The following is a 21,642-nucleotide window of genomic DNA, read 5'->3' as shown; positions in this document are numbered from 1 at the left end:
CTGACGTCGCACTCTGCGTCGTCAGTGCCATCGCGATAAAAGAGCGCTTTCGTTTATGGGCAGTGATTGCGGGTAGACATGACATCGCGCTGCAGCACTCATCGTTATGCGACTTCTCAGTCCTCCTGCAACGACTCCACACCCATCTCGTCCCACACCGCTTCGGCCAGGTGAAACGTCGCGTTGGCCGCCGGAATGCCGCAGTAGATCGCGCTCTGCATCAGCACTTCCTTGATCTCTTCACGGGTTACGCCGTTGTGTTTTGCGGCTTTCAGATGCAGGCGCAACTCGCCTTCGCGATTCATGCCGATCAGCATGGCGATGGTGATCAGGCTTCGGGTATGGCGTGGCAGCCCAGGGCGCGTCCAGATATCACCCCAGGCGTGTCGGGTGATCATCTCCTGAAACTCTTCGTTGAACGGCGTCAGTTTACTCAGGCTGTTATCGACATGCGCATCGCCCAGCACCGCACGGCGCACTTGCATGCCGGCCTGGTAACGTTCGTCTTCGGTCATCGGGAAATCCTTGTGTGTTCAGCCACGGCACGTTCGACCCACAGTCGGGCCTGGCCAAGGTAGTGGGCCGGATCGAGCAAGCGATCCAGTTCGTCAGATGAAAGCTGCTCGCTGACCTGCAGGTTTTCGCCGAGCACCTGCCGCAGATGCGCGCCCTGCTCCACCGCACGCCGGCAACAGTGTTCTATCAGATGATGCGCGGCGTCACGGCCGATACGCCGGGCCAGCGCAATGCTCACCGCTTCGGCCAGCACCAGGCCTTGGGTGGATTCCAGATTGACCCGCATGCGCTCGGCGTCCACCTGCAAACCGGGTATTACCTGCAACGCCTGTTGCAGCGAACCGGACACCAGGCAGCATAGCTCAGGCAGCGTTTCCCACTCAGCGTGCCATAGGCCCAGACTGCGCTCATGCTCCTGTGGCATGGCCGCCAGCATCGTTGCGACCAGCCCCGGGCCCGTGTGGCGGCACCGATCATCACCGCTGCGCCCACCGGATTGCGCTTGTGCGGCATGGTCGACGAGCCACCTTTGCCCGGCGCGGAGGGTTCGAAGACTTCTCCGACTTCGGTCTGCATCAACAGGCTGACGTCACGCCCCAGTTTGCCGAGGCTGCCGGCGATCATGCCCAGCAGGCTGGCGAACTCCACCAGCCGGTCACGCTGGGTGTGCCAGGGCTGCTCGGGCAGTTGCAGCTGTAATTCACCCGCCAGAGCTTCAGCGACCGAAAACGCCTGATCACCCAGCGCCGCGAGGCTGCCGGAAGCACCGCCGAATTGCAGGCACAACAGGCGCGGTTTTAGCTCGGCCAGGCGTTGCCGATGGCGAGTGACCGCGCCCAGCCAGCCAGCGACTTTCATCCCCAGGGTGACGGGCGTGGCTTGCTGTAACCAGGTGCGTCCGGCCAGCGGCGTCCCCGCATGACGCTGCGCCTGTTCTGCCAGCGCCTCGGCCAGTTGCGCAAGATCGTGCTCGAGCAATACGGTCGCCTGACGCAGTTGCAGCACCAGCCCGCTGTCCATCACATCCTGGCTGGTCGCGCCCATGTGCACATAGCGCTCGGCTTCCGGGCTGCGTGCGGCAATCTGCCGGCCCAGCGCCTTGACCAGCGGAATCGCCGAATTGCCAGCGCTGCCGATGGCGATAGCCAGCTCATCGAAATCGAACAGTTCGGCCCGACAGCACTGCTCGATATCGGCCACGACGCTGGCCGGAATCAGGCCGACCCGCGCCTGGGCCCGAGCCAAGGCGGCCTCGAAGTCGAGCATGCCCTGCACCCGGCCCTGGTCCGAGAAAATTTCACGCATGTCTGCCTGAGTGAAATAGGCGTCGAAAAGTTGGTTACCCGGTCTGCTCACATCAGCGCTCCAGATTGAATGGTTTCAGGTGGCGTCGGCATGACTGACCCAGCCCTTGATCAGAATCGCCAGCGCGGCCACGGCAGCCGGGACCACCAGCGCCGTGAGCACCTGCTCGAAGCTCCAGCCCAGGCCGAGCAGCGTAGCACCGGCCCATGCACCCAGAATGGCACCGAAACGCCCGATCCCGAGCATCCACGACACGCCCGTGGCGCGGCCCTGAGTGGGGTAGAAACGCGCCGCCAGCGACGGCATCGCCGACTGCGCGCCATTGATGCACATGCCCGCGACCAGCACCAGCGTGGCCAGCACCGCGACATTGCCCAGACTTTGTCCGACCAGATACGCAAACACACCCGCCAGCGCGTAGGCGATGCCAATCACCTTGTGCGGGTTGTAACGGTCCATCGCCCAGCCGACACCCACGGCGCTCAACACCCCGCCGAACTGGAACAGCGCACCGATGAACGCCGACTGCTCCATGCTCGCGCCGCTGTCACGCATCAGCGTCGGCAACCAGCTGGTCAGCAGGTAGACAATCACCAGGCCCATGAAATACGTCAGCCACAACAACAGCGTGCCCGCACTGTAAGTGCCGGAAAAGATCACTTTCAGCACATTGCGACTGCTCACGGTTTTCTGCTCGGGAACCGAGAACGCAGTGACGCTTGCCACCACCTTCGGAGCAATCGGTGCCAGCACCTTGCGCACCTGCTCGGCGCCACGGTTGCGCACCACCAGAAAGCGCGCCGACTCTGGCAGCCAGACCATCAGCACCAGCGCCAATATCAACGGCAGGATTCCGCCGAGCATCAGCAAGCTGTGCCAGCCCATGCTCGGGATCAGCTTGGCCGACACAAAGCCGCCACACGCCATGCCCAGATTGAAACCACAGAACATGCTGGTCACCAGCAACGATTTGAGCCGCTCCGGCGTGTACTCCGACAGCAGCGTGGTGGCGTTGGGCATCGCTGCACCCAGCCCCAGCCCGGTCAACAGGCGCAGCACCAGTAACTGATCGATGTTGCTGCTGTAGGCAGATGCCAGGCTGAAAATACCGAACAGGAACACCGCGACCACCAGCACCCACTTGCGCCCGAAACGGTCAGCCAGCGGGCCGGAACCCAATGCGCCAAAGACCATGCCGATCAGTGCCGCGCTCATCACCGGGCCCAGACTGGCGCGGTCGATACCCCAGTCTTGACTGAGCGCCGGTGCGATGAAGCCCATCGCAGCCGTGTCGAGGCCGTCCAGAAAGACAATCAGAAAACACAGGGCGACCACTCTCCACTGATACCCGGACAGCGGTTGTGCGTTGATGAAAGCCTGAACGTCGAGCGTACCCGATGCAGCCCCGCTGGCTGAAAGCGTCATGTCGGTGTCCTTTTATTTTTATAAGGTCGCCTGCCGATGCAGGCGCCATGAAACGCACGCAAACTGCTTCAGAAATCGAAAAATACCGTCTCGTCTTCTCCCTGCACGCGGATATCGAAACGATAGGCCAACTGGCCGTCATGCGTGCAGCGACGCGCGATCAGGGTTTCGCGACGCGGCGGCTGCTCGATCAGGTTCAGCACCGGGTCGATGGCATTGGCCTGCGCCTCGTCGTCGAAGTACAGCCGCGTTTGTAGATGAATATTGATGCCACGGGCGAACAGCGAGACGTTGATGTGCGCCGCCATCGCCACGCCCGCTGCATTGCGCACCGAGCCCGGTTTTATGGTTTTCAGCAACCACTGGCCGTCGTCGGTGGTCGCCGTGCGGCCGAAGCCATTGAACGGCCGGTCCGGGTGAAACTCGTTGTCATACACGCCTTGATGATCGGCCTGCCAGAACTCCAGATACGCATCGCGGATCAGGTGACCGTTGCCGTCAAAGACGTTGCCCAGCAGCACGATGTGCTCGCCCGGCGCGTCAGGTTTGGCCAGCTCGTTCCAGATCTCCAGCTCGCGGGTCGGATTGCCGGCCACTTGTGGGGCGAGACCGATGTGCACGTAAGGCCCAGCGGTTTGCGAAGGGGTTTCTTGCAGCAGTTGTACGGGCATGGCGAACCTCCTCAGCCGTTTTCGAAGTGCGTCTTGCGCTGCCCGCGCAACACGATGTCAAAGCGATATGCCAGGCAATCCATCGGGTTGCCCAGCGCCAGATCAAGCCGGGCGATCAGGCTTTGCACCGCATCCGGGTTGGTGATCGACTTGACGATCGGGCAGATCGGAATCAACGGATCGCCTTCGAAATACAGCTGGGTGATCAACCGCGTGGCAATCGACGGGCCGCTGATCGACACATGCACGTGGGCCGGACGCCAGTCGTTGGGGCCGTTGCGCCACGGGTACGGACCGGGCTTGACGGTCCTGAAGCTGTAATTGCCTTCGCTGTCGGTCAGTGCGCGCCCGACGCCGCCGAAATTGGGGTCGATAGGCGCCAGGTAGGCATCGCGTTTGTGACGGTAGCGACCGCCCGCATTGGCCTGCCAGATTTCCACCAGCGTATGGGGGATCGGCTTGCCGTACTGATCGCAGACCCGACCGGCAATCAGGATGCGCTCGCCGATCGGCAAGCCACCGTGATTGAAATTGAGCAACAGGTCGTTGTCGTGCGGGCCGAACTGCAGATGCGAAAAGTCCGGGCCTGATGTCTCGGAAATGGATTGCGGAATACTGACCAGCGCCTGGCGCGGCGAGCGCAGGATCGAAGTCTTGTAGTCCGGGGTCAGGGCTTTCGGGTGCCAGTTTCGGTCACGAATGACGAAGCGGCTGTTGTCCGCGGCAGACATGGCGTTCTCCTTGTTTTTCTTGTGCGCGCGCAGGCATCGATCACCTGCGCTACAGGCTGCGGCAAAGTGTCGCGCAACTCATGCTTATGGAGAACTGAAATAAACCCATCCATCCATAACCACATGGTTATGGATGCTGCGCCTGGCAGTATGCTGCCCCGAGACTGCGCAACTCATCCACACACCATTGCGCCGCGCGGGTCAACGGCAGCGCCGGGTTACTGCACAGCCCGACCGAGCCGCCCGGTTCACGAATGCCCATGTCCAGCTCAACCAGCGTGCCGCCTTGCAACTCCAGCGAAACCGCATCCAGCGGCGCGATCCAGATGGCGTTGCTGCATTGCACGTAACGACGACTCAGGCTGAGAGAAAGCGTTTCCAGACGCTGACGGGGCATCTGGATTCCGCACTGCACGAACAGGCTGTCGGCAAACTTGCGGATGGTGGTGCCGGCAAGAGGCAGCACCAGCGGAAACCGCTCTAGGCTTTCACGCTTGAGCGGCGCGTCCAGTAACGGATGGTCGGTGCGCACCACCAGCGTCATCGACTCGCTGTACAGATGTTCGAAGGTCAGGCCCTGAATCTGCGGGCTGTCGGTCATCCGCCCGACCACCAGATCCAGCTCGCCCACCCGCAATTGCGACAACAGATAGGCGCTGGGCCCGGTCATCACACTGACGATCAACGCCGGGTGCTTCGCATGCAGACGACTGACCACCTCCGGAACCAGCAGGCTCTCGGCCGTCGACAGCACGCCCAGCCGCGCGGTCACCGTTTCATGCTCGCCGGAACGCAGGCTGCTGACCCCTTCACGCAGGGCCTGAACGCTTGGCCCGGCAAAGCGCATGAAGGCCACGCCGGCTTCGGTAAGCGCGGCACCACTCTTGCTGCGTATGAACAGCGTGGTCGCCAGCAGGGTTTCCAGTTCCTTGATGCTTTTGGACAAAGCGGGCTGGCTGATCGACAACGCATCCGAGGCGCGCGCCAGACTGCCCTGACGCGCCACTTCAAGAAAGCACACCAAATGGCGGAATTTGATCCGGGTATCGATATTCATGGCGCGGCAGGTCCAGAGTAATGAAGAAAATGCAGTTGAATGATGAAATCAACGGCTCAGGAACGACACCACCTGCGGCTCGTCGAACGGCCATTCCAGCTCTTCTCCGGTATCGATACGACGCAACACCGGGATGCACAGCTCGTAGCGCTCGAACAGGTGTTCGTCTCCGCTGATGTCTATCAGTTCAACCATCAAACCGTGCTCGATCGCCAGCGGCAGCAATACCGACTCGGCGACCTCGCACAGGTGGCACCCCGGAGTTCCGAGCAGCTGGCATTCGGGTGGCATGCGTGCATCCTCGCAATCAATACGTCTGGCCGGAAATCATTCTAGGCCGGGTGCCGGACAACGTCGAGCTGTCAGGCAGGCGCAAAATGGCCAGGTCTGTTCCCGTTTCATCGCGAGCCGCGTGCTGATAACGGGAACAGACCCTAGGCCGCTGCTTTCTTCGAATGCGTCCTGAAATGCCGCCTGCTGAACGCATTGGCGCGGTCCAGCACGGGTTTCTCGAAGCCACGATAACCCACCCAGCCGTAGCAGATCGCTGCCGCCATCATCAGCAGGGCAAACACCAGATTGTCCAGATAGCTGTGCTGCCACGCGCCCACCAGACTCCAGATCCGGCCGATCACGCCAAGTACAAGGAGGTGAGACAGATAAACGGTGTAGGACATATCACCCACGACCACCAGAAAGCCCGGCACCGAAAGCCGCTTGCGGCGCTCCAGCAAGGCCAGGGTCAGCACCAGCAAGCCGAATGTGCCACCAACCAGTAACATGCGCCACAAGCCCTGGCTGTCATACAGCCGGCAGTGCCCGATCAGCGCTATGCCCGGCAGCAAAGCCACGCCTAACAAGGCGTACACCCCGGCCGTCGGCAAGCGCGCGCTGTGACGACCATAAAAGAACAGCGCCAGCGCTGCCCCGATGATGAACTCCAGTGAGTAAGGGTGCAGGATGATTTTCAGCGCGGACGAATAGTCCTGCCAGTCCGCCAGCGCGTTGAAGACCAGGATGATCAGCGCCCAACTGCCCAGCAGCATCGGCAAGAGGCGTTCGCGCAACAGCAGCAGGGCGGAGAACACCACGTAGAACCACAGTTCGAACAGCAGCGACCAAGCCACCATCACCAACAGCACCTTGTCATTGGGCAGCAGCAGAAACGACATGAGCAGGTTGGACGAACCATGCCCGCTGTTGACCATCCCCGGCTGCACCAGATAGACCGCCAGGGTGATGAAGAAATACAGCCAGTACGTCGGGTAGATGCGCGACAGCCGATTGAACAGAAAACGTTGCGCTTCCACGCCGCTCTGAAAGCGGCCCCGGCTGACAATCACCATCACGAACCCGCTGATGACAAAGAACAGGTCGACACCCAGCTGAAAAAAATCGAGCCACGGCGGCAGCAGGATATCGCCACCGGAAAATTTGCTCTCTACCGACATCATGTGAAACAGCACCACGCCAAGGACTGCAACGCCCCTGAGACCTTGCAGGGAATACAGCCGCTCCATGCCTTTCTCCATCTTCTCGGTATTTTCAAAACCCTGTGAATGCCACGCCCGGCGCGCTTTTATGCCCTGGTACAGGGTGACGCGTGTGGAGCATAGCCAAAGGCCAGAAATACGGAACCCCCAAATCTTCCTGCACTGCCGGTTTTTCCTGACGGGCGGTTTTGGAGTAAGGTGCAGCGGCGGCAGGCCGCCTGATGGAACGCGATGCGCCAATCGAAGTGAACCTTCAGGAATCGCCTGCACTCGAACCATCCATACGCCACCTAAACGGAGAAAATCATGGCCAGTCAAACCGCACAGAATGCTCAGGAAATCCTGAGAGCAGACTTCCAGACCCTGGTTGCCGACACCGAAAAACTGCTGGCGCACACCGCGTCGCTGGCCGGTGAGCAAGCCGATGAGCTGCGTGGCCAGATTCGCGAAAGCCTGTTGCGTGCCAAGGAAACCCTGAAAACCACCGAAGACTCGCTGCGTGAGCGCGGTGAAGCGGCAGTGATCGCGACAGAAGACTACGTACAAAACAACCCATGGCAGTCGGTCGGCATCGCCGCAGGCGTCGGCTTCCTGATCGGTCTGCTGGCTACAAGGCGCTAACATCATGACTCTTGGAACGGAATCAGCACCGCCCGAGGGGACTCAGGGCTCTTCACCGCGGCGCCTCGGCGCTGCTTTCCTTGGCCTGCTGCACACCCACGTGGAACTGTTCGGCATCGAGTTGCAGGAGCAGAAAGCGCGCACCGTCAGTCTGCTGCTGTTTGCAGGGCTGGCACTGGTCTTCGGCCTGCTGCTGCTGACCGGGCTCTCGGCCTTGCTGCTGATCGTTCTATGGGACAGCTACCGACTGGCCGGAATCATCGGCCTGTGTACGTTCTACTTCCTGGCCGCCATCTTTTGCGGATTGCGCCTGAAGTCAGCTATTTTCGATGAGTCGTCACCCTTTCACGCGACCCTCGAAGAACTGGCCAACGACCGTGAGCGATTGATGCCATGAGTGAACCCAAGTCGCACCAGAGCAACACCCGACGCGAATTGCGCAAGGCACTGATCCGCCTGCGCATGGAGATGCACCGTCAGGAGATACGCCACGAATCCACGCAACTGTTGCAGCCGCTGCAACGTTTCCGTGGCATTCGGCACGACTGGAAAAGCGCGCTGGGTTTCCGCCACGCGCCGCTCTGGGGCGTAGGCTCGGTCGCCCTGCTCGGTTTCCTGAGCGGCAAGCGGGCCAAGACCGGACGCACCAGCCTGCTGGGCCGTCTGTTGAAACTGGGCATCACCCTGACGCCGCTGATCAAGGTGGCCATGCAGAGCCGTGCCATTCAGAATCGCAACAAACGACTCTGACTGCTGCGGCGCGCTGTGTGAATCAAGCTTGAATGTACGTGCCCGCCCCGGATTTCCGGGGCGGGCATTTGCTTTTTCATGTGGCCTGTTTCGGTGTATACCGCCTCAAGCCCTTGCGGCGGGCGTGGCGAACCGGGAAGCTAGGCAACGACTTTTGACGGAGTGACCGCCTTGGATTGGCAAACCCTGCTTAACCGCGAACGACTTGGCAAACCCCTGCACAGCCCCGAAGAACTGGGGCGCAGTCCGTTTCACAAGGACCACGACCGTATCATCTTCTCCGGCGCCTTTCGCCGTCTGGGCCGCAAGACTCAGGTGCATCCGGTGTCGAGCAATGATCACATTCACACGCGCCTGACGCATTCGCTGGAAGTCAGCTGCGTCGGCCGCTCGCTGGGCATGCGCGTGGGTGAAACCCTGCGTTCTGCCCTGCCCGACTGGTGCGACCCCAGCGACCTGGGCATGGTGGTGCAATCTGCCTGCCTGGCGCATGACATCGGCAATCCGCCGTTCGGCCATTCGGGCGAGGATGCGATTCGCAACTGGTTCAATCAGGCGGCCGGGCGCGGCTGGCTCGACGCGATGAGCGAGACCGAGCGCAACGACTTTCTCAATTTCGAAGGCAATGCGCAGGGCTTTCGGGTCCTGACCCAACTTGAGTATCACCAGTTCGACGGCGGCACACGCCTGACCTACGCCACGCTGGGCACCTACCTCAAATACCCGTGGACCGCCCGGCATGCCGACTCGCTGGGGTACAAAAAGCACAAGTTCGGCTGTTATCAGAGCGAGCTGCCGATCCTCGAGCAGATCGCTGGCAAACTCGGTCTGCCGCAGCTTGAAGACCAGCGCTGGGCCCGGCATCCGCTGGTCTATCTGATGGAAGCCGCCGACGACATCTGCTACGCGCTGATCGATCTGGAAGACGGTCTGGAGATGGACCTGCTGGACTACGCGGAAGTGGAGTCACTGCTGCTCGGGCTGGTCGGCGATGATCTGCCGGAGACCTATCGCCAGCTCGGCCCGGGCGACTCGCGACGCCGTAAACTGGCAATCCTGCGCGGCAAGGCTATCGAGCATCTGACCAACGCCGCCGCGAGGGCGTTTGTCGAACAGCAGGACGCGCTGCTCGCGGGCACTCTGCCCGGTGATCTGGTCGAGCACATGCACGGACCCGCCAAACGCTGCGTCTTGAGCGCCAAGGACATGGCTCGCAAGAAAATATTCCAGGACAAGCGCAAGACGCTGCATGAAATCGGGGCCTACACCACGCTGGAAATACTGCTCAACGCGTTTTGCGGTGCAGCGCTCGAACAGTTTGGCGGCAGGACCCCCTCGTTCAAGCACCGGCGGATTCTCGACCTGCTGGGCAACAGCGCGCCGGACCCCAAAGCGCCACTGCACGCCTCTTTCCTGCGCATGATCGACTTCATCGCTGGAATGACTGACAGCTACGCAGGTGAAATGGCCAGAGAAATGACCGGACGCTCTGGGCAAATCTAGCCCTCATCGACAGCCCGAACGCCCGCGCGGTTGCCGACGGGCGTTCGGTCGCTTTTGCTCGACCCTCTGGCAAACCCCGAAAATACGGATGCGCCCTACACGTTTGTCAGACGAATCCTATCGCAGCTTTTCTTGCATCCCTCAATAATTCCCGCCACTTCATCCACCTGCCTGCGATGCTTACGGGTTCGCATGGCGCCTGACGATGCGTAGCGGCATCGCCAACGCCCTTCCGGAAAAATCATGTCCAGAAACAATCTGCGCATCCTGCTGGTCGAGGATCATCCCTTCCAACTGATCGCCACCCAGGTTTTGCTCAACAATCAGGGCTACTTTCTGCTGACACCGGCCCTCACTGCGGCGGAAGCGATGGCCGCCATGCAGCGCAGCCCCGAGCCCTATGACCTTCTGCTGTGCGACCAGTGCCTGCCCGACCTGAGCGGTTTCGAACTCATCGGCCAGGCTTTCCGCTACGGCCTGGCACGCCGCGCCATCCTGCTCAGCGGCTTGCCCGATGCGCAACTCGAAGACCTGCAACAATGCGCCGCGAAGCGCAACCTGCCACTGCTCGGCTACCTGAGCAAGCCCCTGCACGGGCCTGACCTGAGTCGCCTGCTCGATACGCTGTCCGGTCAGGAATAAGCCGCAGCCTCTGCCCGACTCGGCAGCACTACAGCGACACTGTCATTGATCGGGGCTTACATGCCGGGCGATAAAGGGACGACCCGATCCCGAATCCACTTTCCGAACTGTAGGAAAGCAACACTTAACATGAATGATGATTCCAGACGGTTATAAACAGGTTGTGAATCAGCAACGGATACATACAGAAACACGCTTTGAATTTTAAACGCAGCGCGGTTCAACGTAGGCATTTACGTACTCCTATACGTTAATTACTGTAGGACTTTTCCTATATATGCCTGCCGACCAAGTCTCTTCATGTGCCTGCACGATCATCTGAGCTAAGGTGCGCGCTTTCTTCGCTGCTTGTATGGAATAAAATATGAACTCAGTTTTTATCATCGACGACCACCCTGTTATTCGGCTGGCTGTAAGAATGCTGCTGGAGAACGAAAATTATGAAGTGGTGGGTGAGACCGACAACGGTGTCGATGCAATGCAAATGGTTCGCGAATGCATGCCCGACCTGATCATCCTCGACATCAGCATCCCCAAGCTCGACGGGCTTGAAGTGCTGGCCCGCTTCAACACCATGGGTCTGCCCTCCAAAATTCTGGTGCTGACCTCGCAGACCCCCAATCTGTTCGCGATTCGCTGCATGCAGTCAGGAGCGTCTGGCTACGTGTGCAAACAGGAAGACCTGAGCGAACTGCTCAGTTCGGTGAAGGCAGTATTATCCGGCTACAATTACTTTCCCAGCCAGGCATTGACCTGTGCGGTTCGTGAAGATGGAAATCCGAGCGAGCTGGAGTTATTCAAGTTGGTCAACGATCGCGAATTGATGGTCTTGCAGTTGTTCGCGCAGGGACGCTCCAACAAGGAAATAGCCAAAGGCATGTTTCTGAGCAACAAGACGGTGAGTACTTACAAAACCCGTCTTATGCAAAAACTGAAAACCAAAACCTTGGTAGAACTTATCGAGATGGCAAAACGTAACGCGCTAGTGTGAGATAACGGATGTCCAAGCGCTTGAGACAATTATTAATACTGGCCACAAGCCTGTGCCTGGCCTTGGCTGTCCAGGCCAGCCCCGAGGCGGCCGACCATTACACCTTGCTCGGTCGCTCGAGCCCGGCTCACATGGACGTGAAGCTGGACAGCGGCCAATGGCAGTGGGTGCGAGGGCGACGCGAGCTGATCCTCGGTACGTCGACGCCTGATTACCCGCCGTTCGACATCACCATTTCCGGCAACGATTACGAGGGTATAACCGCCGATTACGCCGGCATCATTTCAGGTGCTCTGGACCTGCCGATCAGGGTTCAGCGCTTCGAAAACCGCGAGGCTGCGATCAAGGCACTGGTCGACGGCAGGATCGACCTGCTGGGCACGGCCAATGGCTTCGAGGTCAGGGAGCGCAACATCCGGCTGTCCCAACCCTATTCGGTGGATCAGCCGGTGCTGGTGACGCGGATCGGCGAAACACGTCCGCTGAACGACGGCCTGAAAGGCATGCGCCTGAGCATGGTCTATCACTACCTGCCGCCGACCGATGTCGAAGCCACGTACCCCGGCGCCAATCTAAAGACCTACCCGTCCTTTCAGAATGCGATCAACGCGGTCGCTTTCAATCAGGCCGACGTCTTTGTCGGCGACACGATTTCAACGCAATACATCATCAACAAGGGCTATCTGAACAACGTACAGATGGCCAGTTTCGGCAAACACGAAGCCAATGGCTTCAGTTTTGCCGTGCGCGACGACAACACGCGATTGCTGGACGTCATCAATCAAACGCTGAAGGCGATTCCGGTCGACGAACGCATCGACATATCCCGGCGCTGGAGTGCCGGCAACGATCTGATGCTCACCGACCAGAAGCTGCAACTGACGCAACGCGAAGAACGCTGGATCGCCCAGCATCCGACTGTGCGGGTAGTGGTCAACGAGGCTTACGCTCCGCTGACCTTTTTCGACGCCAAGGGCAACTTTCGCGGCATCACCGCCGACCTGCTCGAACTGGTGCGCTTGCGTACCGGGCTGAAATTCGACGTCAAGCGCTCGCCGAGCCTGACCGACATGCAAAACCAGGTCAGTCAGGGCCAGGCGGACATGATCGGTGCGCTGGTCTCCAGCGAAGAACGCGAGGACCGCCTGAGCTTCACCCGCCCCTACATCGACAATTCGTTCGTGCTGGTCACTCGCAAGGGCCAGGGCTCACCGAGTTATCTTGAACAGATGGATGGCAAGCGTCTGGCCATTACCCAGGGCAGCCCGATGCTGGAATGGCTGCGACGCAAATACCCGAAGGTCGTGCCGCTGGAAATAGACAACCCGTTCCAGGCGCTGGACATGCTTGCGGTGGGCAGGACCGAAGGAGCGGTCACGTCACTGCTCAGCGCGAACTACTTTCTGTCGTCCGGCATCTTCGAAGAGCGCCTGCACATGAGCGCCACCATTGGCGAAGAACCGGCGCTGATCTCGATGGCAACCTCACGCGACGCCATCGAGCTGAGCTCGATTCTCGACAAGGCGCTGGCCAGCATCGCGCCTCAGGACCTGGCTGCAATCAACAATCGCTGGCGCGCCTACACACCCTCCAGCGCCAAATGGCACGATTATCAGCGCCTGATCTATCAGATTGTGATAGGTGCCGGTTTGCTGCTGATCGGCCTGCTGGCCTGGAACGCATGGATGCGCCAGCAGATCCGCCAGCGCGAAGCCGCCGAGCGAGCGCTGAGCGATCAGTTCGAATTCATGAGCGCGCTGGTCGATGGCACGCCCCACCCGATCTACGTGCGCGATCGCGATGGTTTGCTGCGCATGTGCAACGACAGTTACCTCACCACCTTCTCAGCGCGGCGTGAAGACATCATCGGCAAGAGCGCCACCGAAGGCGTACTGGGCAATGCTTTCGAAGCACGGGAATACGCTGCCGACTATCAGCGGGTCATGGCCAGCAACACGGCGCTGATCCTTGACCGGCCGATGCGCATTGGCGACCGTCAGTTGACCATCTACCACTGGATTCTGCCGTTTCGTGACTCGCTGGGCGAAGTACAAGGCATCATCGGCGGCTGGATCGATATCAGCGAGCGTCGCCAGCTCATCGAAGAACTACAGGCGGCCAAGGAGCAGGCGGACGCCGCCAGCCGCGCGAAAAGCACCTTCCTCGCCACCATGAGCCATGAAATCCGCACGCCCATGAACGCGGTGATCGGTATGCTCGAACTGGCACTCAAACGCGCCGATCATGGCGAGCTGGATCGCCCCGCCATCGAAGTAGCCTACAGCTCGGCCAACGAGCTGCTGGACCTGATCGGCGATATTCTCGACATGATGGGTTTTGCTATTCACACCAGTCGTCAAACAAGCCAAAACCCTTATAAAACCCAGGTCTACTATCTTCTATGTTTTGACGACCGTCATTGTGAGCGTTCTTAAGCAGCATATTATATACACAGTAAAACACTTACAAAATCCGACACCAATACAATACCTAGGAGGCTTAAGCGATCTCATCCTTTGAAAACCTTAGTAGGCAACCACCTTCGCAGCAATCTACAAACACAATTACAGCTACAGAATCATAGATACAAAATCTTCAGCGCCCAATAATAGACAAGATACCAAAACCAAAGTAGCAATCTTCGAGCCAAAAAAGCCATACTATCTGGACCACGTATTACACGTGGTGAAATAACTAAGAAACCGAAAAAAGGTCTTGACCAAGTCTAGATGAAAGACTTCAAATACCGAACCACCTCAAATCCTGTAAAGTCATGATTGTTACCTCTCGCCTCCTTGACTACCCGCTACTAGCCATTGCACCTGACACACAGGAAAAAATTGACAAAGCTTGTTCAGACTTAAAAGTCGAACCTAATGTCATTGCCTACCTCAACTCGTATTTACACGTAGTCGGGATGTATCTTGACGAAAGAACAATATCATCTCTGGAAGATATCGATGTTGTACTACAAGGATTAGAAGGATTCTTACTTGCCAATACAAAACTTACAGAAGACGCAGTTGCAAAAATACGCAACAAATCAAAAAGACTGTTAGCCGCAACAATAGGCATCGAGTGGACCCGAGAAAACCGCGGAATTAAAAACACGCTTCACAGTCGACAGCAAAAGAGCGTTGACTTCTATGACAATATAAAAAAGCATGTATCTATTGTTAAATACTACTCCGGCTGGTGGGTTGAGTGCAGAGAGGGCAAGATAAAATTTTTAAATCTGATCGACATTTACATAAGTTATGGAGAGCACTTCACAAACCAAACCCTAGACTTAATCCAAAGTCATTTTATAAAATTCTCGCACAATAGTTGCGCCACAAAATTAGTGCACCTGAAGCGAATCTTTAACTTGATGTGCATGCTGTACCCTAGACGAGAAAACTTATTATCACTACAGGACGGAATAAAAGTAAATGAGTTTGTAGAACTATTATTTGCAAAACATAAATCTTACACGATCTCTAACAGCTTCAATCTTAAAAGCTTCTACGATGTATGGCCTTTGACAATTGGCCTATTCAAAGACGTTCTCACTGAAACGGCAATCATGTCTGCGCCAGAATGGCCTTTACTCTGCCCAACTTATGTGTCCGCATCTGAGCATGACGTCAAAGAAGAACAGACTGTTTTCGAGAAAGCGTTCATTGATATACCTTTGACCTTTTCAGACGAAAAAGCTTTCAACGCTTTTGAAGCCGCTGTAAACGACGAACTAAGCCTCGTAGAAAAATGCTGCATGAACGCGTGCAAAGCGGAGATGAGTAGCTATCATGAGAGAAATGAAAAAGCGAAAACAGGAAAGGTTATTACAAATTTTCGCGGTTTAGAATTTGGGAATGACTTCACCGAGCACGATATTTTACGCACTTGGCAAACTTACACTTACAATATAGACGAAACCGGAATATTCAGTGCTATCACGCGGCGCGACTTTATGAAATTCGTTAAGCCGCTCAGAGCGCATACAATGCTTCCTTTTATGCATTTGTTAGTACAGCATCATCCGATAATAACTCCCCCATGGCTAATTGAATTTGAGCTATTTGATAGTTCCGGCCAGCAAGTCAACTACACGCAGTCAGGTGGTGATTGGATCGCTACGGGTTTCAAGCCTCGTGCCAAAGGTCATGAACAGCAGTCAATAGTACTTACAAAGACCTCAAAACGTATTTTCGACGAGATCATCTCGATTACGACGGATGCGCGTGACTATCTTCGTTCAATCGGCGACGACTCCCACCGTCGTCTTTTTCTGAGCGGAGGCAGGGGATTGCAGAAACCAATACCTATAGAGACTATCACCCCTGTGGGTAGATTAGACTCTGACATTCCTCTTCGATATTTAATGCTGAGTGAAATCAGCGAAACTTTTCCCTCCGAGCGAGTGAGAAGAATTATCGCAAGACTTTCACTGCGAACTCTGCGAGATGCTGTAGCGATTCAAGTCTTTCTTCGGACCATGAGCATGGAAGCTGTAGCAATAGCACTAGGGCATGCACCCGGCAACTCGAAAGCGGGGGAAGGCTATATTCCTAGCGTGCTTCGTTTTTTTATGATGGAGCATTGGCTCAGGATATTCCAGAATGCAATTGTGTACGAGGCAATGAAAGACAGCCCCCACCTGCTTCATGCTATGGACTTCAACACACTTGAGGAACTCAACGACTTTCTTCTGACTCACAAAGAACACTATAAGATAGTCCCAGACAGCGAAACAACTGTTTACCAACCAATCAATGGACTTGAAGACTTTCAGCATGACCGCTTATACATAGAGCTTAATCTTGCAAAACTAGAAATTTTACTGTGCATTTACGAGATAATTTCCGCCGCTCTCAAAACAGGAATAGAGATAGTCACATCGGCAATGCGATGGTATCGGGTCGCAACGATTCTTTACCAAGCAGTGCATCTCCACAAAGAGGGCACACTGGCGAGCTACTGTTCAAGAAGCGTGTTATTGCTATTCTCCAAGGCCAATCCCAGCGCAACACTTATGGATAAAATCAAGGATATTCTACATGCCTAGCTTATCTGATCAAAATAATCGATTAACGCAAGAGGCACTAGCGGATTTCCAGCTGCCCGCTGGCGATCCACTAGAGAACGCACGTGCGCTGCGAGATTTTGTATTTTCCCATATGCCGATCGGGAGCAGCATAACGAAACCTTACTGGTTTGCTCCAGGGACCGAGTTCTACGGATCGAAATGGGATTTTTTTATCCCGGTAGAAAATCGACCGCCGCTGACCAGAGTTATAGACTTCGACATCGAACTCTATGACGGATCCAACCTACTCGACACTAAGAACAAAAACTTGCTCTTAACCTTTCAATATTTTTTCGCTTACCAAATTCACCCACGTTATACCGGAGGGCAGACTTTTGCACCTTACGTAGCATATTTAAATATGACAAGAGCTTTACAGATAGCAGATTGGATGCTACTGAACGGCGATCGATTCAAAATATGTGAATTTGGACTATCGCTGATCAATGACAATAGCGTACTTTCGCTGCTGGATGGAATTACAAAAAAACCAATAAGCGAAGTCATTTATGATTACTCTGGCCGCATTACCACGTGGATAAAACAGCGCACCTCCGAAGTTTCTAAGTTACAAGTAAGGAGCGCGATTGATGCCGACGACTCGATCTCCGACATCTCTGAAACTTTACGAATACTTGAGCTTAACGATGAAGAGCTTATTCGGGCACGAGTATTTTTCAAAAAAAACGGTTATTACACTGATGTGCTCGGTGTCCAATCGCTACGTGCGGCCCCAATAATTGCTGATATCTATAAAAACACTTTCAATGGACGTACTATCAAGCCGGACCACTTCCCTGAACTAGATTTAGGCGAAACACGCTATAGGGGTGAATTCCCCCCTGTAGAAGTAAGAGCCGCAGCGAATGATGGTGCATCACATCGCAGATTATCATCCTATATTCAGACCTTTCGTAAGATTGGTTTGATCAACGAGTGCTGCACCGGCATAGACAAGGAAATGTTGCAGCGAATTACGAAAGATCGTGTCATAGCAGGAAAAGACTATAGGGAGACAGGCCGTTATCGGACCGCACCTGTTGAAGTAGTACTCCAAGCGCTCAGGAGCAGTATTGAGTTCGCCATCGTTAATGCCGATTGGATCCTGCAAGAAATTTATGAAAGCATTAAAGCTAAGTTTCATGCCAGTGATTATGGTCAGAATTTCCAAGATTTTGCTAGAAGCCGATTTAGCGAAACTGCGCTAGCTCAGGGTATCAATCGTTGGGCGATACCTAGATCGGAAGCAGGCTATTATGACCAAGTGCGAGACAATTCCTCACTGGTCGACCTCTACCAGGTGCTGACTGGCTCTGTTCTTATAGTACTCGGTGCAACGATGGCGAGGCGTCGGGACGAAGTCGCATTTTTGGAAAGCGACACATGTTTGTACCCGGCAAGCGATCCGAGCTTGCCAGAAAACTCGTCCACAAGGTATTACCTTGTATTCAAGGGTCAAAAGACCGGTGCTTCCGGAATTCGTGAGACGCTTAAAAGGCCCCTACTCCGGATAGCCGCGTCGTTCATCTGGAAGCTGAAAGTCTTCAATCAACGTCTTCATGCATTAGGGATGATTAACGCACCAGGTCGACTTTTTAAAAGTATCGGCAGGCCTACCGGAACAGTCAGCGAGGGAAACCGTTACAGTCATTACAATTGTATGAACTCCGCTTGCGACTATTTTCGACTTCCCACAGTCATTGATGAGGGTATTGAGAAGCGTTACTACATTCGCCAACATCAACTTCGCCGCTTCTTCGCAATTGCATTTTTTTGGGGCACGGACAATCCAGACTATCAAACTCTCAGTTATATGATAGGACATACTGACGCGAAACTTTTTTATCACTATGTTACTGAGATGGTAACAGGACGAATTCTTAAAGAAGCAAAAGCTAACAGGATTCAGGCAAGCCTCTCAACAGGCAACCGAGACATTGAAGGTATTGATGAGCTTATTGATATGCTTCGCAGAGAACACAATGTGAAACGGGTCCACATCAAAACTTATAACGAAGTTTTCGGGAGCATGCAAACCATGCATACACAAGGCCTGGTCAAAACGCAACCAGAGTTTGAAGACTACATAAAATCACACTCATGTGAGGGCAAAATTTTGGATTACCTAGATCAAGGCAAAATCACCTTAGAGCCTGACTTCTTTGAAGTTAAAAATCTCGACGGCCGCACATTATTTCATTTCAACCTAGCATTAAAGATCAAAGACTTGTGAGTCACATAACGCTGATTAGCGTAGAAATCGTCCTTCGAAAACATGAGCTACTGAAAGAAATTTTAGACTCTCATGTGAGTGAAGAACGTCACTTACCTTTCTTAACAGCACTGCAATCTCAAGCAAGGTTCGCCGCACTTTCGCTCCCAGAGCTGATTTTGCATTCGATATCGCTAAACAACCTCAAAAATACTGCCAATAAAATTATTGATGGTGGCTTTGATTATTTTGATGTCATGCGAAAAGATGCGCTAATCAAACTTCGCACACCCGTCGCAAATATAGATATCCCCGATCAGACACGAAAGCTGAATTAATCAGCCAAATCAGATCTCTTAAGCGGCAATTAATAAAGTTACAGGAGCATAACATGCGCCTCACCTATATCATTCGTGAAATTCAAAGCCGCTATCAAACCTTGGCTTCATTACCACCCACCGTGATTAAAGAGAGACATGCACTAGATATCAGCGAGATCTTTGCCATGCTGACAGGAATGGGTATCGTTTTGGAGAGTATCTAGGTATGGACCGTTACGCGCCTCAGGTGGTCAAGGCTTTAAGCTCGGAGTTCACTCTGCCTGACACAGTGGATCATCTGGGAAAGCTTAATCATCGAACTGCACCCGAAATCCCATTCATCACCTACCCTAATGGACAACCCTGTTTCTTCGGGAATCTATACATTCTTCGCCTATACGACCAAAACTACTCGATTGTAGATAAAGGCGGTAGCATCACCGAATATGCAAATCAGATGTCTCTTCTCTTGAGGTATGTCTCTGATAGCCAGATTGATCTTCTTAGCATGACCGATCATCGATTCAAGAACTTCAGAAATTGGCTTAGAGCCCGCCGATTCCGTGGAAAAAAAACCGGAGTTAGGCGCACTAATCGAGTATTGCTGTTCGCACTGGACTTTTTGCACTTTTTAGGTACCACTATCGGCCAGCCTGACTTTGTAAGTCCTATGGGAGTCATTAAGGCACAGCGAATTACCAAAACGTCGAAGAGGCGCACTAATGGGTCGCTCATTTTTATCTATACATGGGATCATCCATGCCTTCTTGAAGACGACGGGAAATCCAGGAGTGGGCAGCCTATTGGCAATGATGTCCTCGAAAAAATAAAGATTCAGATCGACCAAATCCCATCCGTTTTTATCAGAAGACGTACAGAGATTTTGGTGAAACTATTAGAGAATACCGGAGCACGGCGTGCTGAGGCAGGAAACTTTCTAGTCTCAAGCCTAAGGAAGGCGTTGGCAACAGGAGAACTTCAGCCCCTCGTGACGATGCAGTCAAGGAAAGGCTTGCGAGGGGCCACTCGTGAAATTCCCGTGGATCGGCATATCCTCGAAGATATAATGGATTTCGTTGATACGGAACGCCGGACACTTCTACATGCGAAGAAAATTTCCAAGTTTGAAGCTGACATGTTATTTATAAGCGAGAGAACAGGATTACCGCTTACGATTAAATACATCACGACCATTTTCAATAACCTCAGAAAGGATGCTGGTATCGTAGAAAAGGCTCACCCCCATCAACTACGCCATCTGTACATATCTAAAAAGTTTGAGGAACAGGTATTGGATGCTATCGGTGCCAGCACTAGCCCTCTTCGATCCCTTGATACGATAATGGCTGCGGTAGTTTGGGAGATTATGCAGTACTCAGGGCACAAGAGCCGCGCATCGCTTGACACTTACATAAAAACAATCAAAAGAAAGCTCTTCAACATGCTCATTGATCGGGCTTCGAGTGCAAAGAAATTAAAGCCTGCTTTGGATACTGCGATAACTAAACTTATGGTGGAGGTTTCAAAATTGGCGCCCGAGGATTTAGAGGTCTTTTTAGAAACGAAGCTCAATGAGCTTCGTAAAGCTTGAGATGGTTATTTTTCTTCGTTTGGCGCAAATCTAGGCGCAGTACTGATGACAGCTGATCTGTCGCCGTTATGCAGACTCCAATTGCCACATACCAGCTTTGCAGAAGAAAGCGCAGGGTATGGAACCGGCTTGGTTCTCCTGACAGTTGCAACACGCCGCACCCTTACATCGGTTCGAATTCTTAGGCGCACATGGCGCTTAAACCGCCCATTCATTACGAGCAAGCAGTTCGGTCGGAAAGCTCTGCTCGACGAGTAGGTTGTTGCGTTGGGAAAGGCGCATGACTGTTGCAGCTGATGCAGAATTAACACAGCTGCCGAAATTTTGCTGACCCAAGAGCCTACTTTGTAAGGCGTTAGCTAGTCTGACTTTAGGCTGAATGCTTGTGTAACAACGCCAAGTCGGCAGCGTAAATTCTCTATCAGCGACCACGGTCTAAGTGCCCACAGCCAAGCAGGACCAGATGAAGACTATGATCGATTGGGCGTTGAAAGAACGCATGCCGTATCTGGCCTGAAAATATTGGACGCAGATGCTCGGTTGTCCAGCAGTTTGATCGCTTCGTTGGAATGGCTTTGCGCGGCAAATGGGTCTGCGATGACTGCAAAGCGCTGATCTAGGCGCCCGTTCGGGCTCAAGTTGCGGGCTTGGAAATTCCACGTTCAAGATTGGCTCGATGATATGTAAGCGCCTCATGAACCCCACATTCCCAACCAGCCATTGAAGCTTGAGGCTGTGCTCCCGAT

At 54.7% G+C, this 21,642-nt stretch carries 18 protein-coding genes and 2 pseudogenes; 12 read left to right on the top strand and 8 right to left on the bottom strand.

Annotated elements, in window-relative coordinates:
* Nucleotides 1-116: 116 nt before the first annotated feature.
* The 8 genes and pseudogenes from pcaC to ABJ99_RS17465 all read right to left on the bottom strand — a co-directional run bounded on the left by pcaC (nucleotide 117) and on the right by ABJ99_RS17465 (nucleotide 7,225).
* A complete protein-coding gene (gene pcaC, locus ABJ99_RS17500; protein ID WP_054086891.1) occupies nucleotides 117-515 on the bottom strand; it encodes a 4-carboxymuconolactone decarboxylase in 399 nt (132 codons plus the stop codon).
* A pseudogene (locus ABJ99_RS17495) lies at nucleotides 512-1,821 on the bottom strand (3-carboxy-cis,cis-muconate cycloisomerase). The gene pcaC and the pseudogene ABJ99_RS17495 overlap by 4 nt, the downstream one beginning before the upstream one ends.
* Before the next feature lie 75 nt (nucleotides 1,822-1,896).
* Nucleotides 1,897-3,246: an MFS transporter gene (locus ABJ99_RS17490; protein ID WP_054086890.1), complete on the bottom strand. Its 1,350-nt coding sequence runs from the start codon at nucleotides 3,244-3,246 to the stop codon at nucleotides 1,897-1,899.
* Between the two features lie 68 nt (nucleotides 3,247-3,314).
* Entirely contained in the window at nucleotides 3,315-3,917 is a 603-nt protein-coding gene (pcaG, locus tag ABJ99_RS17485) for a protocatechuate 3,4-dioxygenase subunit alpha (protein WP_054086889.1), read from the bottom strand.
* Nucleotides 3,918-3,928: 11 nt separating this feature from the next.
* On the bottom strand, nucleotides 3,929-4,648 hold the full coding sequence (gene pcaH, locus ABJ99_RS17480) for a protocatechuate 3,4-dioxygenase subunit beta (RefSeq protein WP_007249894.1): 720 nt from the start codon (nucleotides 4,646-4,648) through the stop codon (nucleotides 3,929-3,931).
* 127 nt (nucleotides 4,649-4,775) lie between these two features.
* Nucleotides 4,776-5,705, bottom strand: a complete 930-nt coding sequence (gene pcaQ, locus ABJ99_RS17475; protein ID WP_054086888.1) for a pca operon transcription factor PcaQ — start codon at nucleotides 5,703-5,705, stop codon at nucleotides 4,776-4,778.
* 48 nt (nucleotides 5,706-5,753) lie between these two features.
* Nucleotides 5,754-5,996, bottom strand: a complete 243-nt coding sequence (locus tag ABJ99_RS17470) for a glutaredoxin family protein (protein ID WP_054086887.1) — start codon at nucleotides 5,994-5,996, stop codon at nucleotides 5,754-5,756.
* Nucleotides 5,997-6,139: 143 nt separating this feature from the next.
* Nucleotides 6,140-7,225, bottom strand: a complete 1,086-nt coding sequence (locus ABJ99_RS17465; protein ID WP_054086886.1) for an acyltransferase family protein — start codon at nucleotides 7,223-7,225, stop codon at nucleotides 6,140-6,142.
* Nucleotides 7,226-7,504: 279 nt separating this feature from the next.
* On the opposite strand from ABJ99_RS17465, the gene ABJ99_RS17460 reads away from it, so the two are divergent.
* The 12 genes and pseudogenes from ABJ99_RS17460 (at nucleotide 7,505) to ABJ99_RS17410 (ending at nucleotide 20,896) form a co-directional block, all read left to right on the top strand.
* Nucleotides 7,505-7,819 carry an ElaB/YgaM/YqjD family protein gene (locus ABJ99_RS17460; protein ID WP_007249898.1) on the top strand — a complete coding sequence of 105 codons (315 nt, stop codon included), beginning with the start codon at nucleotides 7,505-7,507 and terminating at the stop codon, nucleotides 7,817-7,819.
* 4 nt (nucleotides 7,820-7,823) lie between these two features.
* Nucleotides 7,824-8,216 carry a phage holin family protein gene (locus ABJ99_RS17455; protein ID WP_054086885.1) on the top strand — a complete coding sequence of 131 codons (393 nt, stop codon included), beginning with the start codon at nucleotides 7,824-7,826 and terminating at the stop codon, nucleotides 8,214-8,216.
* On the top strand, nucleotides 8,213-8,569 hold the full coding sequence (locus ABJ99_RS17450) for a hypothetical protein (protein ID WP_024673663.1): 357 nt from the start codon (nucleotides 8,213-8,215) through the stop codon (nucleotides 8,567-8,569). Before ABJ99_RS17455 ends, ABJ99_RS17450 begins: the two co-directional genes overlap by 4 nt.
* 171 nt (nucleotides 8,570-8,740) lie before the next feature.
* Entirely contained in the window at nucleotides 8,741-10,072 is a 1,332-nt protein-coding gene (locus ABJ99_RS17445) for a deoxyguanosinetriphosphate triphosphohydrolase (protein ID WP_054086884.1), read from the top strand.
* Between the two features lie 243 nt (nucleotides 10,073-10,315).
* Nucleotides 10,316-10,714 (top strand): response regulator, encoded by a 399-nt coding sequence (locus tag ABJ99_RS17440; RefSeq protein WP_054086883.1) that lies wholly within the window; start codon nucleotides 10,316-10,318, stop codon nucleotides 10,712-10,714.
* A gap of 364 nt (nucleotides 10,715-11,078) precedes the next feature.
* Entirely contained in the window at nucleotides 11,079-11,705 is a 627-nt protein-coding gene (locus tag ABJ99_RS17435; RefSeq protein WP_007249902.1) for a response regulator transcription factor, read from the top strand.
* Between the two features lie 8 nt (nucleotides 11,706-11,713).
* Nucleotides 11,714-14,035: pseudogene (locus ABJ99_RS17430) on the top strand (transporter substrate-binding domain-containing protein); the annotation flags it as partial.
* 443 nt (nucleotides 14,036-14,478) lie between these two features.
* Nucleotides 14,479-16,752: a hypothetical protein gene (locus ABJ99_RS17425; RefSeq protein ID WP_054086882.1), complete on the top strand. Its 2,274-nt coding sequence runs from the start codon at nucleotides 14,479-14,481 to the stop codon at nucleotides 16,750-16,752.
* Nucleotides 16,745-19,006, top strand: coding sequence for a hypothetical protein (locus ABJ99_RS17420; RefSeq protein WP_054086881.1), 2,262 nt, complete (start codon nucleotides 16,745-16,747; stop codon nucleotides 19,004-19,006). The genes ABJ99_RS17425 and ABJ99_RS17420 overlap by 8 nt, the downstream gene beginning before the upstream one ends.
* Nucleotides 19,007-19,080: 74 nt before the next feature.
* A complete protein-coding gene (locus ABJ99_RS17415; protein WP_147461879.1) occupies nucleotides 19,081-19,323 on the top strand; it encodes a hypothetical protein in 243 nt (80 codons plus the stop codon).
* 53 nt (nucleotides 19,324-19,376) lie between these two features.
* Nucleotides 19,377-19,529: a hypothetical protein gene (locus ABJ99_RS28350; RefSeq protein WP_154864450.1), complete on the top strand. Its 153-nt coding sequence runs from the start codon at nucleotides 19,377-19,379 to the stop codon at nucleotides 19,527-19,529.
* A gap of 2 nt (nucleotides 19,530-19,531) precedes the next feature.
* Nucleotides 19,532-20,896 carry a site-specific integrase gene (locus ABJ99_RS17410; protein WP_054086879.1) on the top strand — a complete coding sequence of 455 codons (1,365 nt, stop codon included), beginning with the start codon at nucleotides 19,532-19,534 and terminating at the stop codon, nucleotides 20,894-20,896.
* Nucleotides 20,897-21,642: the final 746 nt, after the last annotated feature.

The organism is Pseudomonas syringae pv. cilantro, assembly GCF_001293775.1.
Classification (GTDB): Bacteria; Pseudomonadota; Gammaproteobacteria; order Pseudomonadales; family Pseudomonadaceae; genus Aquipseudomonas; species Aquipseudomonas syringae_P.
The sequence above is the reverse complement of the archived record's forward strand: the minus strand, read 5'-3'. Positions and strand labels throughout refer to the sequence as shown.